The sequence below is a fragment of the Bradyrhizobium sp. R2.2-H genome (assembly GCF_004346455.1).
Taxonomy (GTDB): Bacteria; Pseudomonadota; Alphaproteobacteria; order Rhizobiales; family Xanthobacteraceae; genus Bradyrhizobium; species Bradyrhizobium diversitatis.
Genome location: NZ_SMBR01000001.1, coordinates 409,907 through 428,846, shown reverse-complemented (window position 1 = coordinate 428,846; position 18,940 = coordinate 409,907). Strand labels below are relative to the sequence as shown.

At 63.6% G+C, this 18,940-nt stretch carries 22 protein-coding genes; 14 read left to right on the top strand and 8 right to left on the bottom strand.

The window, feature by feature from the left end; translation table 11 throughout:
• Positions 1–15: 15 nt before the first annotated feature.
• Positions 16–249, bottom strand: coding sequence for a hypothetical protein (locus EDE08_RS02080; RefSeq protein WP_131866686.1), 234 nt, complete (start codon positions 247–249; stop codon positions 16–18).
• Between the two features lie 424 nt (positions 250–673).
• Between EDE08_RS02080 and EDE08_RS39575 the strand changes: the two genes are divergently transcribed.
• From EDE08_RS39575 to mgtA, 5 genes are all read left to right on the top strand, one after another.
• Positions 674–940, top strand: a complete 267-nt coding sequence (locus tag EDE08_RS39575; RefSeq protein WP_502700557.1) for a hypothetical protein — start codon at positions 674–676, stop codon at positions 938–940.
• A 362-nt stretch (positions 941–1,302) separates the two neighbouring features.
• Entirely contained in the window at positions 1,303–1,581 is a 279-nt protein-coding gene (locus tag EDE08_RS02065) for a hypothetical protein (RefSeq protein ID WP_131866682.1), read from the top strand.
• Between the two features lie 583 nt (positions 1,582–2,164).
• The gene (locus EDE08_RS02060) at positions 2,165–2,518 is read left to right on the top strand and encodes a hypothetical protein (RefSeq protein ID WP_244430020.1); all 354 of its coding nucleotides are present in this window, start codon (positions 2,165–2,167) and stop codon (positions 2,516–2,518) included.
• Positions 2,519–2,565: 47 nt separating this feature from the next.
• The gene (locus tag EDE08_RS02055; protein ID WP_131866678.1) at positions 2,566–2,772 is read left to right on the top strand and encodes a hypothetical protein; all 207 of its coding nucleotides are present in this window, start codon (positions 2,566–2,568) and stop codon (positions 2,770–2,772) included.
• 110 nt (positions 2,773–2,882) lie between these two features.
• Positions 2,883–5,423, top strand: coding sequence for a magnesium-translocating P-type ATPase (mgtA, locus tag EDE08_RS02050; RefSeq protein WP_131866676.1), 2,541 nt, complete (start codon positions 2,883–2,885; stop codon positions 5,421–5,423).
• Positions 5,424–5,506: 83 nt separating this feature from the next.
• Here the strand turns inward: mgtA and EDE08_RS02045 are convergent, their stop codons facing one another.
• Together EDE08_RS02045 and EDE08_RS02040 are read right to left on the bottom strand one after the other, a co-directional pair.
• The gene (locus EDE08_RS02045; RefSeq protein WP_349627609.1) at positions 5,507–5,713 is read right to left on the bottom strand and encodes a hypothetical protein; all 207 of its coding nucleotides are present in this window, start codon (positions 5,711–5,713) and stop codon (positions 5,507–5,509) included.
• Between the two features lie 181 nt (positions 5,714–5,894).
• Entirely contained in the window at positions 5,895–6,122 is a 228-nt protein-coding gene (locus tag EDE08_RS02040) for a DUF6894 family protein (protein WP_131866674.1), read from the bottom strand.
• A gap of 330 nt (positions 6,123–6,452) precedes the next feature.
• Between EDE08_RS02040 and EDE08_RS02035 the strand changes: the two genes are divergently transcribed.
• Positions 6,453–6,791: a hypothetical protein gene (locus tag EDE08_RS02035; RefSeq protein ID WP_131866672.1), complete on the top strand. Its 339-nt coding sequence runs from the start codon at positions 6,453–6,455 to the stop codon at positions 6,789–6,791.
• Between the two features lie 64 nt (positions 6,792–6,855).
• Here the strand turns inward: EDE08_RS02035 and ftsH are convergent, their stop codons facing one another.
• From ftsH to EDE08_RS02015, 4 genes are all read right to left on the bottom strand, one after another.
• Positions 6,856–8,700 carry an ATP-dependent zinc metalloprotease FtsH gene (gene ftsH / locus EDE08_RS02030; protein WP_131866670.1) on the bottom strand — a complete coding sequence of 615 codons (1,845 nt, stop codon included), beginning with the start codon at positions 8,698–8,700 and terminating at the stop codon, positions 6,856–6,858.
• A gap of 154 nt (positions 8,701–8,854) precedes the next feature.
• Positions 8,855–9,538 carry an ABC transporter ATP-binding protein gene (locus tag EDE08_RS02025; protein ID WP_131866668.1) on the bottom strand — a complete coding sequence of 228 codons (684 nt, stop codon included), beginning with the start codon at positions 9,536–9,538 and terminating at the stop codon, positions 8,855–8,857.
• Positions 9,531–10,757, bottom strand: a complete 1,227-nt coding sequence (locus EDE08_RS02020; RefSeq protein WP_131866666.1) for an ABC transporter permease — start codon at positions 10,755–10,757, stop codon at positions 9,531–9,533. Before EDE08_RS02020 ends, EDE08_RS02025 begins: the two co-directional genes overlap by 8 nt.
• The gene (locus tag EDE08_RS02015) at positions 10,754–12,028 is read right to left on the bottom strand and encodes an efflux RND transporter periplasmic adaptor subunit (RefSeq protein WP_131866664.1); all 1,275 of its coding nucleotides are present in this window, start codon (positions 12,026–12,028) and stop codon (positions 10,754–10,756) included. The genes EDE08_RS02020 and EDE08_RS02015 overlap by 4 nt, the downstream gene beginning before the upstream one ends.
• 263 nt (positions 12,029–12,291) lie before the next feature.
• Here EDE08_RS02015 and groL point away from each other — a divergent pair, with 263 nt between their 5' ends.
• From groL to EDE08_RS38190, 7 genes are all read left to right on the top strand, one after another.
• Positions 12,292–13,914: a chaperonin GroEL gene (gene groL, locus EDE08_RS02010; RefSeq protein ID WP_131866662.1), complete on the top strand. Its 1,623-nt coding sequence runs from the start codon at positions 12,292–12,294 to the stop codon at positions 13,912–13,914.
• Positions 13,915–13,934: 20 nt separating this feature from the next.
• Positions 13,935–14,153 carry a ChaB family protein gene (locus EDE08_RS02005; protein ID WP_131866660.1) on the top strand — a complete coding sequence of 73 codons (219 nt, stop codon included), beginning with the start codon at positions 13,935–13,937 and terminating at the stop codon, positions 14,151–14,153.
• A 242-nt stretch (positions 14,154–14,395) separates the two neighbouring features.
• Entirely contained in the window at positions 14,396–14,917 is a 522-nt protein-coding gene (locus EDE08_RS02000) for an Hsp20/alpha crystallin family protein (RefSeq protein WP_131866658.1), read from the top strand.
• Between the two features lie 77 nt (positions 14,918–14,994).
• The gene (locus EDE08_RS01995) at positions 14,995–15,717 is read left to right on the top strand and encodes a CBS domain-containing protein (protein WP_131866656.1); all 723 of its coding nucleotides are present in this window, start codon (positions 14,995–14,997) and stop codon (positions 15,715–15,717) included.
• Positions 15,718–15,740: 23 nt separating this feature from the next.
• Positions 15,741–15,920, top strand: a complete 180-nt coding sequence (locus tag EDE08_RS01990) for a hypothetical protein (protein ID WP_061878337.1) — start codon at positions 15,741–15,743, stop codon at positions 15,918–15,920.
• 257 nt (positions 15,921–16,177) lie between these two features.
• Positions 16,178–16,378, top strand: coding sequence for a hypothetical protein (locus EDE08_RS01985; RefSeq protein ID WP_131866654.1), 201 nt, complete (start codon positions 16,178–16,180; stop codon positions 16,376–16,378).
• A gap of 28 nt (positions 16,379–16,406) precedes the next feature.
• Positions 16,407–16,571, top strand: coding sequence for a hypothetical protein (locus EDE08_RS38190; protein WP_165935689.1), 165 nt, complete (start codon positions 16,407–16,409; stop codon positions 16,569–16,571).
• A 40-nt stretch (positions 16,572–16,611) separates the two neighbouring features.
• Here EDE08_RS38190 and EDE08_RS01980 read toward each other — a convergent pair whose 3' ends face one another.
• Positions 16,612–17,457: a CBS domain-containing protein gene (locus EDE08_RS01980; RefSeq protein ID WP_245524672.1), complete on the bottom strand. Its 846-nt coding sequence runs from the start codon at positions 17,455–17,457 to the stop codon at positions 16,612–16,614.
• A gap of 45 nt (positions 17,458–17,502) precedes the next feature.
• Here EDE08_RS01980 and EDE08_RS01975 point away from each other — a divergent pair, with 45 nt between their 5' ends.
• On the top strand, positions 17,503–18,939 hold the full coding sequence (locus tag EDE08_RS01975) for a GH1 family beta-glucosidase (protein ID WP_131866652.1): 1,437 nt from the start codon (positions 17,503–17,505) through the stop codon (positions 18,937–18,939).
• Position 18,940 lies beyond the last annotated feature (1 nt).

The window sequence follows — 18,940 nt, the reverse complement described above, 5'->3', positions numbered from 1 at the left end:
TGGCACAAGGCGGCTTCACGCAGCGCGCTTCCGCCTGATCCCGGCCGGGAGCTCGATCATCCTCCGGTCTGGCGGCGAACCGTTCGAGATGAGCGGCGATGGCGTGCCTTCGCTCCTGGGCGCCACGATCCCTATGCCGGGATCGGCATGCCTGGCGCGCCATTCGAGCAAGATATGGCCGGCCACCAACATCAGGCCGGCACATAGCAGCGCAAGAGCCGCGCCGACAAGGTCACGATAGTCATTCATTCCAAAAGTCAAGCATGCGTGCAGCCAAATCGGAACGTGCGTGGACCAAATTGGAATGGAAGCTGCGCGTTTCAAGAGCCTGTCGGCAGCGGAGAAGAAGCTGGTAGTCTCCTTCGCCGCTGCGCGATGCTGGGGAGGTCAGGCGGATCGTACAGAGCATGCGCCGGGTGAGCGCGGTGGACAGCGCAGCGACGGGGACGCGGAACGGCGGCTCTGGCGGGTGGAGTGATCGCGTTATCCCGGCGCATCGGAGCGCGGGCGCGACTCTCAGCGCGTCAAGCATGTGAGGGATCAGGCTGGGCGCCAAGACCGGCTGGAGCCGTAGTCGTTCGACGCCGGACGACGCCCTTCGCTCAACATCTTGCCAGTGGCGATGTTGACGAAGTGCAGCGAGCCGCAAGCGGGACATCGGACGGAGACGTGCGTGTCCGCGGCTCCCGACATTGCGCCGGGAAGCCAGTGCTGCACGGTCATGCCGGTGCGCGGGCACTTGAAGATGATGTTGCGCTCCATATTGACGATATGCGCCCGCCGCTCCGGCATTGAAATTGCGGGCCAATACTTAGGCAACTGTCCTGAACGGATTCACGCGGGGACTATCCCACTCCACAGCGGAGGCATTCTCGGCTTTTCCGGTGCCAGGCAGATCGCGCCGCGCAATCGTCAGCACCTCAGGGACATGAACGCCTGATCGCGCCTTTGAGCTGGATCAAGACATGTTGGCGACCCCGATTGTAGCGTTATATCGGCATCGGGAACGCTTGCTGAGGTACCGTTGCCGGAGGAAGCGAAGTTCGGATTCCCAGGCATTCCGGGCGGCGCCTCCATAGACAGGTGCAGAAAACCGCGAGCATGGAGCAGGCCGCAGCGCGGCTCCGCCGGAGAGTTCGATGGAACGAAAGTCGGCAACGCGGGTTTGTTGGACGAGCTCGGACTCTGAATGGAAGAACCAAGCGAACAATCGGCCTCGGCGCTCCCGTGGAGCCCGGGGCCGATTTTCGTCGAACCCTTGGGATCGTCCGGGCAAAGGAGTACGCTAGCAGGAGAGCCGACATGCTTACCGACACTCACACCGACGATCTCGCCGCGGTCGTGCGCCACGCACTGGAGACGACCCGCGCGACGACTGTTTGTCCCTTCCACCGCGACGTGATCGTCCGCATCGGAGATGACGCTGCCGAGAGCCACGCCTTCGAACGCGTGAAGCGAATGGCCAGAAGTGACGGCACGAAATGGGAGAAAGAATCCCTCAGGATGGAGATTGGCCGTCAGCTCGGAGCAGCCGCCGACGGATGCTGCCCCAAATGCGATCCGACGGCCCCGGGGCGTTGAGCCCGGCGCGGGTGAACGGGATCAGGCAGATGGAACTGGTTCCTATCCTGAGCAGTGCGCACAGCTTTATCCAGAGGGCAGGATTCCCGTGAAGCCGACAAAGCCCCCTGCCTCCATCATCCGCGGGGGATCCCGGGCGGATACTCCGTCAGCGGACGAAGGCGATGATCGTCGACTTTCGCCATCGGCCGAGAGGCGCCAGGTCATCGACGAGTACGCCGACAATTTGAGGAAGATCATCCGCAGACTTCTTGGAAGGCTGAATTGATCCCGCTCGGGCGCTTCGCGCCGAGGCACCAATTTCGAATTCACCGTCCGCTGCTTCTCTCGCCCTGTTCGCTGCGCCTCTCCCTGACGAGATCCGGCGGCGGGAACGCGAAAGCTTGATTCAGCGCAAGGGCCTGGAACGGGAGCCTGATAGTAAAGGGCGAAACTGACAGGGAATGCTCGGATGACGCTAAGACATTGGTGCGTGGTTTTCGTGATTTCGGCGGGTGCGGTCACATCCGCGATTGCTCAATCCGACTTTCCGCCGTCCGCGAGCGCGAAACAGGAGGTCCCTCGCCTCGTCGAGGTCATGGGCATGGCGCAGCTCGAGCATCTCAAGCTGTGGTATGCAGGCAAGGCGAAGAACTGGGACTTGGCCGCGTATGAGCTCAGGCAGCTGACGAATAGCCTGGCCGAAGCAGCCGTCTTCTATCCGGCGGTGCCCATCAGCAATGTGACCACGATGAGGGAGCCGCTGGTCTCGGTCGCCGACGCGATCGCGGCGGGAGATGATCGCAAGTTCGTCGCTTCCATGCGCGCGCTGACCGACGGCTGCAACGCCTGCCACACCGCGATGGGCCGCGGCTTCGTGACCATCGCCGTTCCGACCGGCGGGCAACCACCTGCCAACCAGATATTCTCGCCATCGGCGAACAGCCGGAAGAAATGATGCGCTGAAGCGGCGCGCAGCTCTGAACGTCAGCACGAGGAGGTGACATGCCGGCAGCCAGCTTCGCGCTCAGTCGCGCCCACAGCAGGAATATCGAGCGCTATCATCGCCTGCTGAAGACGCATCTCACCGATGTCGAGCGCAACTACATCGAGTGGCGCCTGTCGCAGGAACAGGCCGCCCTCGCCGCTATCGATCGGCCGCATCAGGACGGTGCTCACGCAGACGCAGGTCGTGCTGTATCCGTCTATTAGCAATGCACGGGCTGTGTCACCCGAAACCGGGTTGAGCTGCATCAACCCGGGGATCGGGCAGCCTCTTACCCTCGCCAGGCCCAGATGTCAGTGACCGGCGAGCCCTTCCAATGATCGCGCAATCCATTCCGGCGGAAGCTTTGGCTGCCGAGTTCTGGCAAACGCCAAAGGACGAACTCTGCCGCGCGCTCGGCTCAGGTCCGGAAGGCCTGACACAAACCGAAGCGAAACGAAGGCTGGCAATCTTCGGAGCAAACCGCGCCGACGCCTCCCAAACCCGGTCTGCCCTGCGCAAGCTCGGCCAACGCCTCTGGAATCCCTTGATTGCGATGCTGCTGGCGGCTGCGCTCGTATCCGGGCTGAGCGGCGACTTCGGCAGTTTTGCCATCATCGCGACGGTGCTGTCCCTGTCCATCACGCTCGATATCGTTCAGGAGCATCGCGCCGAGCGGACGGCCGAAGCGCTGCGGGAATCCGTCGCCATTCAGGCCGACGTCATCAGGGACGGCAGCGACACGACCGTTTCGGTGACGGCTCTCGTCCCCGGGGACGTCGTGAAGCTCCGCATCGGCGATCTGATACCGGCCGATGGCATCGTCCTCGATGCCCAGGAATTGCATGTCAATGAAGCCCTGATGACGGGCGAGCCGTTTCCGGCCTTCAAGACGGACGCTCCTTGCGCGGCGGCATTGCCGGCAGACGCCACGAACGCCCTTTTTGCGGGAACCAGCACCGTGGGCGGAAGCGGCAGGATGCTGGTCGTGTGGACCGGAGGCCGGACGCGCTTCGGCGCGATCGCCGCCGCAATGGCCGCCGACGCACCGCCGACGGCTCTCGAGGAGGGCGTCCGAAGGCTCGGCGTTCTGATCCTTCGACTGACGCTCTTTCTCACCCTCTTCGTGCTGATGACTCATCTCGTCGCGCATCGTCCCGCAATGGAGTCCTTCCTCTTCGCGGTCGCACTCGCCGTCGGGCTGACACCCGAGCTGCTGCCCATGGTGATGACGGTCACCCTCGCCCGCGGCGCGCTGCGCATGGCGCGGCGAAAGGTCATCGTCAAGCGACTGTCCGCCATTCACGACCTGGGCGCGATGGACACGCTTTGCGTCGACAAGACCGGCACGTTGACGGAAGCCAGGATCACGCTGGAGGCGCATATCGATCCGCAGGATCGGCCCAGCGACCGCGTGCTGAGCTTCGCGCGCCTGAACAGCACGTTCCAGGCCGGCGTCCGAAGCCCCCTCGACGACGCGATCCTGTCAGCGGGCCGCGATGACGCGGACGGCTGGGTCCGGCTCTCGGAAGTCCCGTTCGACTTCGAGCGGAGATGCTTGTCCGTCCTCGCCGCTCGGCACGACGAGCACACGCTGATCGCAAAGGGGGCTCCGGAATCCATCCTGGCCAGCTGCGCTGCCGTGGAGATCGATGGCCAGGCCCATCCGCTCGACGCCGCATGGCAACAGAAAATGGCGGACATCCAGGCTCGATATGCCCGCGACGGCTTCCGGCTTCTTGCCGTCGCGATCAGGTCCATTCCGGCCGGGCAACGGACGATCGCCGTCGGTGACGAGACCAATCTGACCATGCTCGGCTTCTGTGTCTTCGCCGATCCGCCGAAGCGGGATGCGGCCTCGGCGATCGAAGCGCTCACCTCGCTCGGCGTGACGATCAAGATCCTCTCGGGTGACCATGACGCCGTGGTCTCCCATGTCGCGCGAGCGGTCGGTCTCCCTTCGGAACGGGTCATGACCGGAGCCGAGATCTCAGAGCTCAGCGATGCCGCACTCGTCACCCGGGTCGATGACGTCGATCTGTTTGCCCGGATCGACCCCGACCAGAAGCGGCGGATCATTGCCGCACTCCGACGCCGCAATCACGTCGTCGGTTTCATGGGAGACGGCGTCAATGACGCGCCGGCGATCCACGCAGCACATGTCGGCATATCCGTCACGGGCGCGACCGAGGTCGCCCGCGCAGCCGCCGACATCATCCTGGTGACTCCCGACCTGTCAGTGCTTGCGGCCGGCGTGCGCGAGGGCCGCAGAACCTTTGCCAACATCCTGAAATATGTCCGAATGGGAACGAGCTCGAATTTCGGCAACATGCTTTCGATGGCCCTGGCGTCGATCGTTCTTCCATTCCTGCCGTTGCTGCCGCTGCAGATCCTGCTGAACAATCTGATCTACGATCTCTCCGAAATCGGAATCCCGTTCGACGAGGTCGACCGCGAAGACGTGGCCCAGCCCGAAACGTGGAACATGGCCGGCATCCTGCGTTTCTCCATCATCATGGGAATGGCGTCCTCCCTGTTCGATGCGATCACCTTCGTCGTTCTCCTCGAGGTGTTCGAGGCGGATGCAACACTGTTTCGAACCGGGTGGTTCGTGGAATCGATCTTCACCCAGATCCTGGTCATCTTCGTCATCCGGTCTCGCCGCATGCCATGGCGCGCGAACCGGCCCCACAACATCCTGATCGCGACGTCGGTCGGCGCCCTTCTCGCCGGGCTGGCGCTTGCGCTTGGTCCGTGGCGCGGGCTGTTCGGCTTTACCGCGCTTTCGGGAGGATTGCTTGCTGCGATCATTGCCATCGCGGCGGCCTATCTGGTCTCGGCGAACGCCGCCAAGCGCCTCGCAATCCCAGAGGCTTGACACCCGAGACGATCAACCTGGTTCGATGCCGTGCGTGAAGGCGACAGCGCGCCTGGCCTGCATCCAGCTGGAGGCAAAGCAACCTACTTCGGTGGCTGAAGACCGCGAGAGTTGACCCATTTGTCGAGGTGAGCTGCGACATCAGCCTGGCGAACCTTAGCAAGCAGGTCGTCCCGCTCGCGGCCATGCTTCAGTTTGGCGGCCTGCTCACGGAGCTGTTCGGCCCACGCCGAAAGGCGGTCCTGAAACGATACGGTCTGCTTGACGTGGTGCCGCTTCACAGTGATCACCCCTCCCAGGCACCTTCCGTTCAGCACCTGTTGGGCGAGGGACACCGTCACTTCGACCCGGCGCTTTTGATTTAAGCTACAAGCCGATTGGCCCAAGGCTTTGCGCCAGATCAATGAGGCGGCCGAATTCCGCGATGTGAGCGATCAGACTGCGGCAGGGAGCGAGCTGCGCTACATCCCTTTACCGGTGCTCAGGTCGCGTCAAATATATCTGTTCGCGGTGAACTTCCCGGCCGCTCTCTTCGATGACGACGATCTGGAGCTCGGGATGCCCTTTCGGTTTCTCTCTGCGCACCTTGTCGGCGAGATCCTTGCTGTGTGCGATGGCTGCGCCATCACTCACGAGTTCCAATCCTGCCTTGTCGCGGACGGGCACGCCGTCCTTGATATCGAAATAGTAGGTGGGCATCGGCTCATTCATAATCATTGGAAGAAAAAGAGCCGCCGAAATGCGGTGGGATGGACCTCGGCGGCGACTATGGGGGCGTAACCGTGGGTCTTGTTACGCGAGATAATCCTAACGAGTCCGCGAAGCCCGAGCTTGATCGGGATCAAGCCCGACTGCCGCGACATCTGTTTCGCGACTTGGATCGCCCTTCAGGAAGATCACGGATAATCTGGTTTACCGCTCTCGTCCGCGCTACTATAATACCCGATGGCCCACCCACCCAAAGGCGGTCATCTCTCGTCGGCTGCCCTTACGGTGGTAATATAGGGTTGTGTGACGGTGGAGTGCGCCATGCATCACTACATCGCTCGGGCGAATGTCGACCATTACATCGCGCTGTTGAACGGCGCCGACCTCATGCCTGACCGCCGAAGCGCGATCACCAAGTTGCTGATCTCCGAAGCGGACGGGCTCGGCCATGATCTGGAGCAACTCGAGTTCTTCGAGAATCGAGCCGCAGCCGGACGCAAGCGCGTAGAGACCGTAGCGCATCTACGCGACGGCTTTGCGTTCGGAACGCCAGATCGGCGACAGGCAGAGGAGCACCTGGTGAACATCGAGAATCTTCAAACTCTCCTCGAAGATGCGTGTCATCGCCTGCGCCGGAAGATCAACTCGCGCGGCTCTTGATCGAGTCGGCGGGCTTGATGCGCGCTGCTGCAAAGCGAGCCGCGGCCTTTGATGCGTGCCGCGATCACGCGGCGACCGGCTTGCTCTCCCCGCTGCGTTGGCCCAGCAGCGGCGCGAACTGCTCGGACGTCACCGTTTCGTTGGCGATCAACAGCTCGACACCGGCATCGAGGTCGCCACGCCGCCGCTGGAGGATGTCCCGGGCCCGGCGGTCGCCCTCCTCGATCAGGTTGCGGACGGCGAGATCGATCTCGCGGCCGGTTGCCTCGGCCGCCCCGACGATCTTGTCCTGGGCCGCCCCGAGAAACGCTTGCGGCTTGGGCGCATAGGTGCGTTGCCCCACCGTCTCGTCCATGCCGTACTTGGTCACCATTTCGATCGCGACTTCGGTCGCACGCTGAAGATCGTCGGCGGCACCGGTGGAGATCGCACCGTCGAAGATCAGACGCTCCGATGCGCGTCCCCCCATCAGCACCGCGATGCGGTTCTTGAGTTCCTCGATCGTCAGCAGGAACCTGTCCTCGGTCGGACGCTGGATGGTGTATCCCAATGCGCCGATCCCGCGCGGAATGATCGAGACCTTCTGCACCGGGTCGACGCCGGGCAGGCTGGCCGCAACGAGGGCATGGCCCATCTCATGATAGGCGACCCTGCGCCGTTCGTCCTTGCTGAGCACCCTGCTCTTCTTCTCGATGCCAGCCACGATCCGCTCGATCGCCGTGACGAAATCGTCGAACGTGACCTCCTCACCGCTCCGTCTGGTCGCGGCGATCGCGGCTTCGTTGATGAGGTTTGCGAGGTCGGCGCCGGTGAAGCCGGTGGTGAGTCCCGCCACCTTGTCGAGGTCAACGTCTTTGCCCATACGGATCTTGCGGACGTGGACCTTGAGAATGGCGACGCGCCCGTTCTTGTCCGGCCGGTCAACCAGAACCTGGCGGTCGAACCGGCCCGCGCGCAGCAGTGCGGGGTCCAGGATCTCGGGGCGATTGGTCGCCGCCAGCAGGATGACACCGGCGCTCGGGTCGAAGCCGTCGAGCTCGGACAGCAGCTGGTTGAGGGTCTGCTCCTTCTCGTCGTAACCTCCGAACGACAGCGGCCCGCGGCTGCGTCCCAGCGCGTCGAGCTCGTCGACGAAGATGATGCACGGTGCCGCCTTTCGGGCTTGCTCGAACAGATCCCGGACGCGCGCTGCGCCGACACCGACGAACATCTCAACGAATTCCGAGCCCGAGATCGAGAAGAACGGAACGCCGGCCTCTCCCGCCACGGCGCGCGCCAGCAGCGTCTTTCCCGTCCCCGGCGGTCCGACCAGCAATATTCCCTTGGGGACATGCGCCCCCAATCGGCCATAGCTCGTGGGGTCCTTGAGGAATGAAACGACTTCCTGGAGCTCGAACTTCGCCTCGTCCACTCCGGCGACATCCGCGAAGGTGACCTTGATGTCCTTTTCGACATAGACCTTTGCGCGGGACTTGCCGATCGCCATCAACCCGCCCAGGCCCTGGCCGCCTCCCATGCGGCGGCCGATCCAGAACCAGATCACGAAGAAAACGATGACCGGAAGGATCCAGGACAGCAGGCTCTGCAGCAGACCGCCACTGGGAACGCCGGTCACGCTCACGCCTTTTGCCGCGAGCTTCTCGGCCAGAGCCATGTCGACTCGCGCCGTGATGAATGCAGATTTTCCGCTCGGAAGCGGCTCTTTCAATTTTCCCTGAATCATATCCGAGCCGACGGACACCTCGGCGATCTTGTCCTGCGCCAGCAGCTGCTCGAATTGGCTGTAGGGAATGGTTTCGATTGAACTGTACGTCGCGAGCCCGAACTGCAGCATGACGAGCAGCAGGCCGCCCGCCAAGACAGCGGCCATGACCATGCTCTGCTTCCGTGAACCTTGATCGGACTCCACTCTGCTTCTCCCATCACCGTCGGCTGCGCCGTGAATGGTAACGAGGGAACGGCGACCTCTGCTTGATTCAGGTCAACACCGCGGTCCCACACGACCGGGCCGATGAGCTCGACAGGGCTGACAGCACATGACGCTTGCGCCGGAGTCCCAGCGTTCAATGCGCAATCCGGCCGTCGACCACCTCGATGATACGGTCGCAGCGGCGCGCGAGGTCCAGATTATGTGTGACGAGCAGGAAGCTCGTGCCGCTCTCCCGATTGACCCGTCGCATCAGCTCGAAGACGGCATCGGCCGACTTCGAATCCAGATTTCCGGTCGGCTCGTCCGCCAGCACGAGATCCGGATTCATCGCGAGCGCCCTGGCCACCGCCACCCGCTGCTGCTGGCCGCCCGACATGTTGTTGGCGAGATTGTTTCCGAATCTCTCGAGACCGACCTCGGCAAGGAGATGATCGGCCCGGGCCGCGATCTCCGCGCTCGGAAATCCGCGATCCGCGAGCATCGGCATCATGATGTTTTCGCGCGCGGTGAAGGCAGAGATCAGCAAATGATGCTGAAACACGAAGCCGATGGTGTGACCTCTGAGATGCGTGAGTTCGTCGTCATCCAGCAGCCCGGTGTCGCGCCCCTTGATGAGGAGCCGGCCGGACGTCGGCCGATCGAGCAGACCGACGATGTTGAGCAGCGTGCTCTTGCCGGAGCCCGACGGACCCATCAAAGCCAGAAACTCGCCATGGCCGAGCTCGAGATCGATGTCGTGCAGTACCTCGGCCTCCGATGGCAGGCCCACATTGTAGGTCTTGCAGACGCGCTCGAGCCTCAGGATTTCCTCAGCCACGGATCGCTACCACCGGATCGAGTTTCGCGGCGCGCACCGCCGGCGCTGTCGCAGCCAACAGGCCGGTGACCGTGGCGAGCACCGCCGTATAGATGAAGAGGTTTCGCTCCAGGATCAACGGAAAGAACTCGCTTCCATCCGCCTGGCGGGCGACAGCGTGCCAATAGATCAGCGCAGACGCGCCCATCGCCGCGCCGAACAGCGAGCCGACAAAGCCGAGCAGACCGCCCTGGAGCAGGAACACCCGCAGGATCTGGCCGCGCGAGGTGCCCATTGCCCTGAGGATGCCGATCTCCTTGGAGCGCTGGATCACAGACACGATGAGCACCGCGGCAATGCCAAAGGCCACAGACAGGCCAACGAACACACGGATCAAGGTGTTCGTGTAGATCTGCGCCTGGACCGCGGTGTAGAACTGCGCGTTGGTGGCGATCCAGCTATCGGCCTCGACGGCCGTCGCAGCCTGGATCCGCCTGGCGATGGTTTCGGCCGCGTAGATGTCCTTGATCGTCATGTCGATGGTGGTGACGCCGCCGATCATGCCGAGCAGAGACTGTCCCGTCCGCAGTGCGATGAAGGCCACCCGCTGATTGGCGCCCTTGTTGCCGAAATCGACCAGGCCGGAGATCGTCAGCACCCGGTTGGCGGAGCTTGCCGCCTGGAGGTTCAGCTTGTCGCCCACGGTGGCGCCGAGATTCTTGGCGAGCTCGGTGCCGATGATGATGTCCTCGCTGGTCAGCCGCGCGCTGCCGGCGACGATGTAGTCCGGCACCTTGACGATGTTGAAATAGGTGTCCGGCTCGATTCCGGTCAGCGTCACCGCCCGGCTGGCGTCGCCGCGGATCGCCAGCGCGGATCCGGTGATGGTGGGCGAGACCGCGGTGACTTCGGGCATCGCCAGCATCTGGGCCCTGATCTTCGGCCACTGGTCGATCGAGATCACCCGCTGGCTCGGCCGCTGCACCACCGCGTCCTCGATCTCGCCGGCGGCGTTGCGCAACGGGCGCGCGACCTGATCCGGCGTGAGGAGCTGGATCTGCGGCTGCGACGTCAGCACGCGCTTGATGAAATTCGCCTCCATGCCCGCAAGCATCGCCGACATGAAGACAATGACGCCAACCCCGATCGAAATGCCGCCGATGATGAAGGCGGTCTGCAATCTGCCCTCACGCAGGAAGCGCACGGCAGCGATCCACTCGAAGGGAAGCCAGCGATTCATGGCAGGACGGGCCGCACGCGCTGCCCGGTCACGACGCCGGAGCTTTGCGGAATCGCGACATCACCGCCTTCGAGCCCTTCGACGATCTCGATGTTGCTGTTGCCGCGCAGGCCGAGCTTCACCGGACGCTTGACCGCACGACCGCCCTCCACGGTCAGGACCCAGGGCTGTCCGGAAAGGATGTCATGGACCGAGCGGACGGGAAGCACCTTCGCATTGTCTTTCGCGGCAACCTCGATGTCGACCGAGACGGTCATGTCCTGGCGCAGGTCGTCGGATGGCTCCACCACCGTCAGCTTCACCTGGACAGTCGCGCGGGAAATGTCGATGCCCGGATTGATGTAGGAGACCTTGGCGGCGAAACGCCGGTCCGGGTAGGCATCCGCGGAGGCAAGCGCGCTCTGTCCGAGCGCGAGCTTGCCGAGATTGCGCTCGTCGATCTGCAAGACCAGCTGCAGGTCACCTGACGGCGCCAGCACCAGGAGCGCTTTCCCCGCCTGCACCACGGTGCCTCGCTCGACGTTCCGGGTGATGAGGACGCCGTCGCGAGGGGCCACGATCGTCGCATAGCCCAGGCGGGAATCCGCCGTGTCCAGATTGGCGCGCGCCTGGTTGAGCTGCGTTTGCGCCATGACATAGTCGCTGCCGCCCGGGCTTGCGGTATAGACCTGGAACTCCGCCGCGCGCTTCACGGCGCGCGCGACGTCGAGCGTCTTCTGCGCGTCATCCAAGGCTGCCTTGGTCGCGTAACCGTTGCGTTCGAGCTGCGCCGTGCGGTCATAGGTCTGCTGGGCGTTCAGAAGCGTCGCTTGCGCCTGGGTCAGCGCCTCCTTCGCGGAAGGCAGCGTCAGCTCTTCGAGCTGCCTGATCCGGGCTTCGGCCTGGGCTACCGCCCCCTGCGCCTGGATCACGCTCGCTTTGAGTTCCCGTGCCTCCAGCGAGATCAGCGGCTGCCCCTTGCTGACCTTCTCGCCCTCCTGCACCAGCACGTCCGCAACCGTGCCGGTAATCTGGCTGCCGATCTCGACGCGGTACGGTGTCTCGACATGTCCGCTCGCCACCACGGTCTCGATCAATCGCCCGCGCGCGACCTGGTCGACCACGACGGCAGGTCCGAACAGGATGCGGACGCCCTGCCAGGCACCAAGGGCGAGCAGAACGAGGATCGCGAGCACGAACCATTTGTGGGCGAGGACTCCCGACCACGCCGACGCGGCGGAGAACCGACCCGTATGCTCCTGCTTCGGAAGAGGTAGTGTTTGCTCGACCATGGCTCTGCGCTGCTGCGAATTCCGCCGAACTCAATACCGCACCACCCCGGTTTCAGATTGCGCCAAGTCAACGCCCTGCCGGCAAAATGCGCGCGGTCTCAAAACATTGTCGCGTTAGCATCGATCGACGGCCTGTCGACAGCTCCTGGGGCTTCGACGCCGGCATGCGCACGTTGACGAAGATCAATCCGGCCGCAGCTCACTCGTCCAAACTGGCCCGCAAAATCGCGTGGGCAGCGGCAGCAAAGCAGAGGACATGAGAAATGGCGCACAAGCAGGTCCTGTTTCACTCGGCGGCTCGTGAGAAAGTCTTGCGCGGCGCGTCCCTTCTCGCCGATGCCGTGCGCGTCACGCTCGGCCCGAAGTCGAAATCCGTCCTGATCCAGAAGTCGTGGGGCGCGCCCATCGTGTGCAACGATGGGGTCACCATTGCCAAGGAATTCGATCTCAAGGACGCAGAAGAGAACCTGGGCGCCCAGGTGCTGCGGCAGGCCGCCGAGAAGACCGGCGATGTCGTTGGCGACGGCACCAGCACGTCGACCATCCTGGCCCATGCCATCCTTGCAGACGGCGTCCGGAACGTCGTCGCCGGCGCGAGCGCGATCGATCTCAAACGCGGCCTCGATCGCGGGACACAGGCTGCCATCGCCGCCCTGCATGCCATGGCGAAACCGGTGAAGACCAGGGCGGAAAAGGTCCAGGTCGCCACGATCTCGGCGCACAACGACATCTCCATCGGCGAGCTGGTGGCGGATGCGATCGAGAAGGTCGGCGGTGACGGCGTGATCTCGGTGGAGGAGTCCAAGACCACCGAGACGCTGCTGGAGGTCGTGGAAGGCATGAAGTTCGACCGCGGCTTCCTGTCGCCCTACTTCGTCACGGATGCCGACCGCATGGAAGCCGTGCTGCAGGACCCCTATGTGCTGCTCTGTGACCACAAGATCGGCGCCCTGCGCGATCTGGTTCCCCTGCTCGAGCAGGTCGCCAAGAGCGGCCGTCCGCTTCTGATCGTCGCCGAGGACATCGAGGGCGAAGCGCTGGCGACGCTCATCGTCAATCAGCTTCGCGGCGTGCTCAAGGCTTGCGCGGTCAAGGCACCCGGCTTCGGCGACCGGCGCAAGGCCATGCTGGAAGATATTGCCATCCTCACCGGCGCGCAGGTGATCTCGGAGGAGATCGGGCTCAAGCTCGAAAGTGCCACCCTCCAGCAGCTCGGTCGCGCCGCACGGGTGGTCGCCGACAAGGAGAATACCACCCTGATCGGGAGTGGCGGCGATCGCGCCCGTATCGACGCGCGGCTCGCGCAAATCCGCGTCGAGATCGAGAAGACGACCAGCGACTACGACCGCGAGAAGCTCGAAGAGCGCCTCGCCAAGCTGTCGGGTGGCGTCGCCGTCATCCGGGTGGGAGCACCGACCGAAGCCGAGATGAAGGCGAAGAAGGAGGCGCTCGACGATGCGATCAGCTCGACCAAAGCTGCCGTGGCCGAGGGCATCGTGCCGGGCGGCGGGCTTGCCCTGCTCCGCACGATCGCGGCGGTGGCCAAGGAGGAGGCCACCTGCGAGGGCGACGAACGAACGGGCGTGCAGATCCTGAAGCGCGCGCTCGAAGCTCCCGCACGCCAGATCGCCGAAAATTCCGCAACCGATGGCGGCGTCGTCGTTGCCAGGATGCTGGCGAGCGAAGGCAATTCCGGCTTCGATGCCGCCCGGAAGGTCTATGTCGACCTGGTGGAAGCCGGCATCGTCGATCCCGTGAAGGTCGTACGGATCGCGCTCGAAAATGCGGTGTCCGTCGCAAGCGTGCTTCTTCTGACGGAGGCGACGATGACGGAGATTCCGGAGCCGAAGCGCGAGCGGATGCCCGAGCCCGACATGGCGATGTAGCAGCCGCAGGCCCTGCGGCGATGCCCTATCGCTCGAACAAGGACCTTCCCCCTGGCGTGCGGCACCATTTGCCGCCTCATGCCCTGGACATCTACCGGGAGGCATTCAACCATTCCTTTGCCTCGCATGCCGGGGACCTCCGGCAGGAAGAGATCGCTCACCGCACGGCCTGGGCTGCGGTGAAGCGCTCCTACGTGAAATTTGGCGACCAATGGTTGCCAAAACGACCGGATTCATGAGGGTCCATCACTCTCGACTGCCCCGGCCATCGAGAAACGTCCATGTATCTGCCCGTATTGCGGGACGTCGGATGTGGAACGACGAGTTCCACAGCCGCATTGGGCATGATCATCCCATGACCTGCCGACACGTCTGATCTCGCATGCGAGGTTGTCGAGTTTGAGCGAAATCAACCAGCGCACGACGCGCCATGGCTATTCTTTCCAGCGACCGGAATGGTCAACTCGAAGGAGAAATGATCATGGCGACCGAAACCAAACTTCCTGTCACCAAGACGTCCACCGCCCCGGCAGCTGCCGGCGAGGCATGGCAGCCGTTCCAGGCGCTGAGAAACGAAATCGACCAGATCTTCGACGATTTCGGCAACGGCTTCTGGAAACGGCCGTTCCGCTCGCTTGCCCGGCTGGAGCGCGATCTGTCCAAGAACTTCAATGCGCCGGCCGTCGACGTCGCCGAAAGCGACAAGGCCTACGAGATCACGGCTGAGCTTCCCGGCCTCGACGAGAAGAACATCGACGTCAAGCTCGTCAACGGAGGTCTCACCATCAGAGGCGAGAAGAAGGAAGAGACCGAAGAGAAGAAGAAGGACTACTACGTCTCCGAGCGCCGCTACGGCTCGTTCGAGCGCTACTTCGCGCTCCCCGACGGCGTCAACGCCGACAAGATCGAGGCGACGTTCAAGAACGGCGTGCTCAAGGTCGTCCTTCCCAAGACCGAAGAAGCCCAGAAGCCGGCCAAGACCATCAGCGTGAAGGCCGCCTGACGGCCGCCGACGCGAGGCTGCGACAGCCGCAGCCTCGCCTCACCCAGGACATTCGCCAGCGAACTCGAGGACACACCATGCGCGCGCATCATATCATGACGAAGGACCTCGTTGCCGTAACGCCGCACACGACGATCGAGGAGGCGGCCAGGATCATGCTCCGAATGCACATCAGCGGCCTGCCCGTCATCGACGATGCCGGCAATCTCGTCGGCGTGGTCTCGGAAAGCGACTTCCTCCGGCGTAGCGAGATCGGAACCGGCCGCAGGCACGCCGCCTGGCTGAAGTTCTTCATGGGACCAGGACGCGCGGCTGCCGAGTTCGTTCACGAGCGCGGTCGCAAGGTCGAGGACGTCATGACGAAGCAGGTCGTCTCGGTGCAGGAAGACACGGATCTGGCCGAACTGGTCGACCTGATGGAGAAGAACGACATCAAGCGCGTCCCCGTATTGCGGGGCAAGGCGCCCGTCGGGATCGTCACGAGGACGAACCTGCTGCAGGCCGTGGCGAGCCTCCTGCACGAAATTCCGGATCCGACCGCCGATGACGAGCACATTCGCGAGCGCATCACGCGCGCGGTCAACGGCACGGACTGGCGTCCGATCGGCTTCGAGGTGAATGTCCGCAATGGCGTCGTGCATCTGCACGGCCTCGTCACCACCGACGAGGCGCGTCGGGCCGCAATCGTTGCCGCCGAGAGCACTGCCGGGGTCAAGGAAGTTCACGACCACCTCTGCTTCGTCGATACCTACACCGGATTCTACGTCGAATCGCCCGAAGACATGAAGGCCGCCGGCTGAACTCCCCGCGGATCGAGGTCACCATGCTCGGATGGTTCGTTCGGATTCTCTTCGCCATAGCAGCGCCGATCACGGCGCTGTTCGTGGCACGTGATGCACTGAACTTCGGCTTGATCCAGACCATCGTGACCATGTTGCTCGTGACTGTCCTGGTCGGGCTGATTGCCGCATATACCGGGCGGGACCGACAGGCCCCGCGCTAGCTGCCGACGCGACACGGTGGCCGGCCCCTGCCGCCGACCGGCTCGCCCGCTCCTGTCCGAACCGATGTGCGAAGCCGCCCGATGGCGTCGGCCGGCACAGCAAAGGTATGGCGGTGAGCCGGTACTCCAGGAGTGCAGACGTCGCGCGCTTTTTCGTGCGGCTACGGACTTCACCTTAGGTGAAGCTCCCAAATTTCGGCCGGACAATTTATCCGCTAGTAAGGGTTTGTCAGCACGCACCGGCAAGGGGCCTGCAAATGAACCACTCGATCTACACTGCGGACAAGGCAACGCATCTGAAGGTGGTGGTCGCCGGATTGCTTGCCGGCATCACCGTCGCAGCGACCACGGTGACCGCGCACTTGGCCCAGCCTGAATTGGGCTTGCAGAAGGCGAAGATGCTGGCCGTCCACCAGGCACGTCCGATGCACGCACTGACCGAAATGGCCCAACGCTAGTCGAGATCGGCTGTTGGAGGATATTCAGATGACCAACGAGGCAATCAAGGCGCTGATGCTACTCGCCATGTACGGCATCCTCGAGCTCGCGCTCTATATTTCGTCGACCGCCAGAGCTGCCAGGCAGCCGGTTCGTTCGACACCCGGCCGGACCGCGAATCCCGATCTCACCCGTCCCGTGGCGGAGGACTAGGTCGATCCGCGTCGCGAGACCGCGGCGTCGGTAACGATCGTTACAACGGTTCGTCATCGCGCGTGGATGGTTCTGCCTGCAGCGAGACGAAGTCACCGCCGCCGTAATCGTCCTCCGGATCGGCGCAGGTCGATTGAAGGCACAGGCGGTCATCGACGCCGCGAACGCCTGAAGCGTTCTCGCAGGCCACGACAGCCGCCCGGCGGGCGTTGTCACCCTTGACGACACCGCGCAGCGTCACGAAGCCGTCCCTGACGCTCACGTTCAAACCGACGGGCTGCCAGGGCATCCCGGCCATCGTCGCAAGGACCGTCCGGCGGATCTGATTGTCGTCTTCCGAATAGCCGGGTGCGCCGGTCAACGGGCCGGCCACTGCGGACAGGAAGTCGGACCGGGTAATGATGCCGACAACGCGATCATCGCGCATGACCGGAACGTGATTCAGGTTTCGGCGCTCCATCAGATCGGCAATCTCCTCGAGGGGAGCATCCTCTCTGGTCGTCGCCGGATCACGCGTCATCACCTGCTCGACCTTGCGCCCGTGCTCCTTGACGAATTCACGCGCTATTAGGTCCGTTCCGAGCAGGACGGTCAGCAGCCGGTTGCGCGTGTGCTCCGTTTCGAGCTCCGCCCGCCTGAGGAAGTCGCTTTCGCAAATGATGCCAACGAGCTTTCCCGCAGCATCCGTGACCGGCAGTCCACTGATGTGGTGACCGAGCATGACCCTGATGGCATCGGCGATCGAAGCCTCGGGCCGAATGGTCATCACCCGCCGGGACATGATCTGGTGCGCGCGCATGTCTTCAACTCCAGAGAACTCACAGGTAGTCACCACCCCCGACAGGGTCTTGATCTCGGTCAAACGTCGATCGGCAAAGAGCAGCATTGTGGACCAAACACACTCTGAACTGCGCCATCGCAAGGCAGGCACATGACAACGACAGACGGAGCCGCTCCCTCACCTCAAACGCGCGTGCCGGCAGCAGAACCATTTCTGTGGGGCGTCTCGACCTCGAGCTTCCAGATCGAGGGCGCCTCCCATGTGGATGGGCGCGGCGACAGCATATGGGACAGCTATTGCCGACAGAAGGGCCGCATCAAGAATGGCGATACCGGCGATATCGCCTGCGATCATTATCACCGCTACCGTGAAGACATCGCGATGATGCACGATATCGGCGTCGGCGCCTACCGCTTCTCGATCTCGTGGCCGCGCGTCCTGCCTCGCGGTCGTGGGGCTGCGAACGAGGCGGGCCTCGATTTCTACGACAGGCTCGTCGATGCACTCCTGGCTGCCGGCATAGAACCCTGGATCTGTCTCTATCACTGGGATCTGCCGCAGGCGCTGCAGGACCTCGGCGGCTGGCAGAACCGGGACATCGCGGGATGGTTCGCCGATTATGCCGCGCTGGCGGCCCACCGCTTCGGCGACCGCGTCAAGCGGTTCGCCACCTTCAACGAGCCATGCGTATTCACGCTGTTCGGATACGGTCTCGGCTGGAACGCGCCCGGCATTGCCGACAAGGCCGCTTTGCACCGGGCCATTCACCACGTGAACCTCAGTCATGGCCGCGCCATCGACGTGCTCCGGCAATCGGTGACGGGCGCATCGCTCGGTGCCATTCACAACCGCCAGCCCTGTTATCCCGTCACCACGCGGGAGGAAGATGTTGCGGCGACGCGACGCTTTGCGCCGTACTGGAATGACGCATTCCCGTATCCGCAGCACTTTGCCCACTATCCCCTCGAGCTTGCCGAGGCCATCGAGCCTTACGTCAAGCCCGGCGACATGGCGCAGATCGCCCGGCCAGTCGACTGGTTCGGGCTCAATCACTATTCGCCGCACTACGTCAAGGCCGACAGCAATCCGATCGGCGCCGGCTTCGGTGCACCGCCGGATGGCGTGCACCGGACTGTTATCGGCTGGCCCATCATTCCCGACGCGTTCCGCGATACGCTGCTCGACATCCACCGGCGCTTCCGGTTGCCGATCTACGTGCTGGAGAACGGAACCGCCGCGGACGACAAGCCGGACGATACAGGCCGCGTTCAGGACACCACACGAATTGCCTATCTCGACGCCTACACAAGGGCAATGCAGGAAGCGATGCGGGCCGGAGCCGACGTCAAGGGCTATTTCGTGTGGTCGCTGCTCGACAATTTCGAGTGGGCATCGGGCTATTCGCAACGCTTCGGTCTCGTTCATGTCGATTTTGCCACGCAGAAGCGAACCCCGAAAGCGTCGGCGAACTGGTATTCCGATCTCATCCGGTCGGCACGACGGTCGCAGATTGCCGCAGACCGTGCAGGGCTCGACAACGTGACGGCAACGCCCGGCGCGATGGCCGCCTCCACGGTCTCCAGCTAGG

Bases quoted from the DNA above. Each gene is read 5' to 3' on its own strand.
- EDE08_RS38190 (WP_165935689.1), top strand. From the start codon at position 16,407: ATGACCAACGAGGCAATCAAGGCGCTGATGCTACTCGCCATGTACGGC.
- EDE08_RS01990 (WP_061878337.1), top strand. From the start codon at position 15,741: ATGCTCGGATGGTTCGTTCGGATTCTCTTCGCCATAGCAGCGCCGATC.
- mgtA (WP_131866676.1), top strand. From the start codon at position 2,883: ATGATCGCGCAATCCATTCCGGCGGAAGCTTTGGCTGCCGAGTTCTGG.
- EDE08_RS02000 (WP_131866658.1), top strand. From the start codon at position 14,396: ATGGCGACCGAAACCAAACTTCCTGTCACCAAGACGTCCACCGCCCCG.
- EDE08_RS01980 (WP_245524672.1), bottom strand. From the start codon at position 17,457: ATGCTGCTCTTTGCCGATCGACGTTTGACCGAGATCAAGACCCTGTCG.
- EDE08_RS02080 (WP_131866686.1), bottom strand. From the start codon at position 249: ATGAATGACTATCGTGACCTTGTCGGCGCGGCTCTTGCGCTGCTATGT.
- EDE08_RS02060 (WP_244430020.1), top strand. From the start codon at position 2,165: ATGGCGCAGCTCGAGCATCTCAAGCTGTGGTATGCAGGCAAGGCGAAG.
- EDE08_RS02055 (WP_131866678.1), top strand. From the start codon at position 2,566: ATGCCGGCAGCCAGCTTCGCGCTCAGTCGCGCCCACAGCAGGAATATC.
- EDE08_RS02005 (WP_131866660.1), top strand. From the start codon at position 13,935: ATGCCCTATCGCTCGAACAAGGACCTTCCCCCTGGCGTGCGGCACCAT.
- EDE08_RS02065 (WP_131866682.1), top strand. From the start codon at position 1,303: ATGCTTACCGACACTCACACCGACGATCTCGCCGCGGTCGTGCGCCAC.
- EDE08_RS02015 (WP_131866664.1), bottom strand. From the start codon at position 12,028: ATGGTCGAGCAAACACTACCTCTTCCGAAGCAGGAGCATACGGGTCGG.
- EDE08_RS02040 (WP_131866674.1), bottom strand. From the start codon at position 6,122: ATGCCCACCTACTATTTCGATATCAAGGACGGCGTGCCCGTCCGCGAC.
- EDE08_RS02020 (WP_131866666.1), bottom strand. From the start codon at position 10,757: ATGAATCGCTGGCTTCCCTTCGAGTGGATCGCTGCCGTGCGCTTCCTG.
- groL (WP_131866662.1), top strand. From the start codon at position 12,292: ATGGCGCACAAGCAGGTCCTGTTTCACTCGGCGGCTCGTGAGAAAGTC.
- EDE08_RS01995 (WP_131866656.1), top strand. From the start codon at position 14,995: ATGCGCGCGCATCATATCATGACGAAGGACCTCGTTGCCGTAACGCCG.
- EDE08_RS02035 (WP_131866672.1), top strand. From the start codon at position 6,453: ATGCATCACTACATCGCTCGGGCGAATGTCGACCATTACATCGCGCTG.
- EDE08_RS01985 (WP_131866654.1), top strand. From the start codon at position 16,178: ATGAACCACTCGATCTACACTGCGGACAAGGCAACGCATCTGAAGGTG.
- EDE08_RS01975 (WP_131866652.1), top strand. From the start codon at position 17,503: ATGACAACGACAGACGGAGCCGCTCCCTCACCTCAAACGCGCGTGCCG.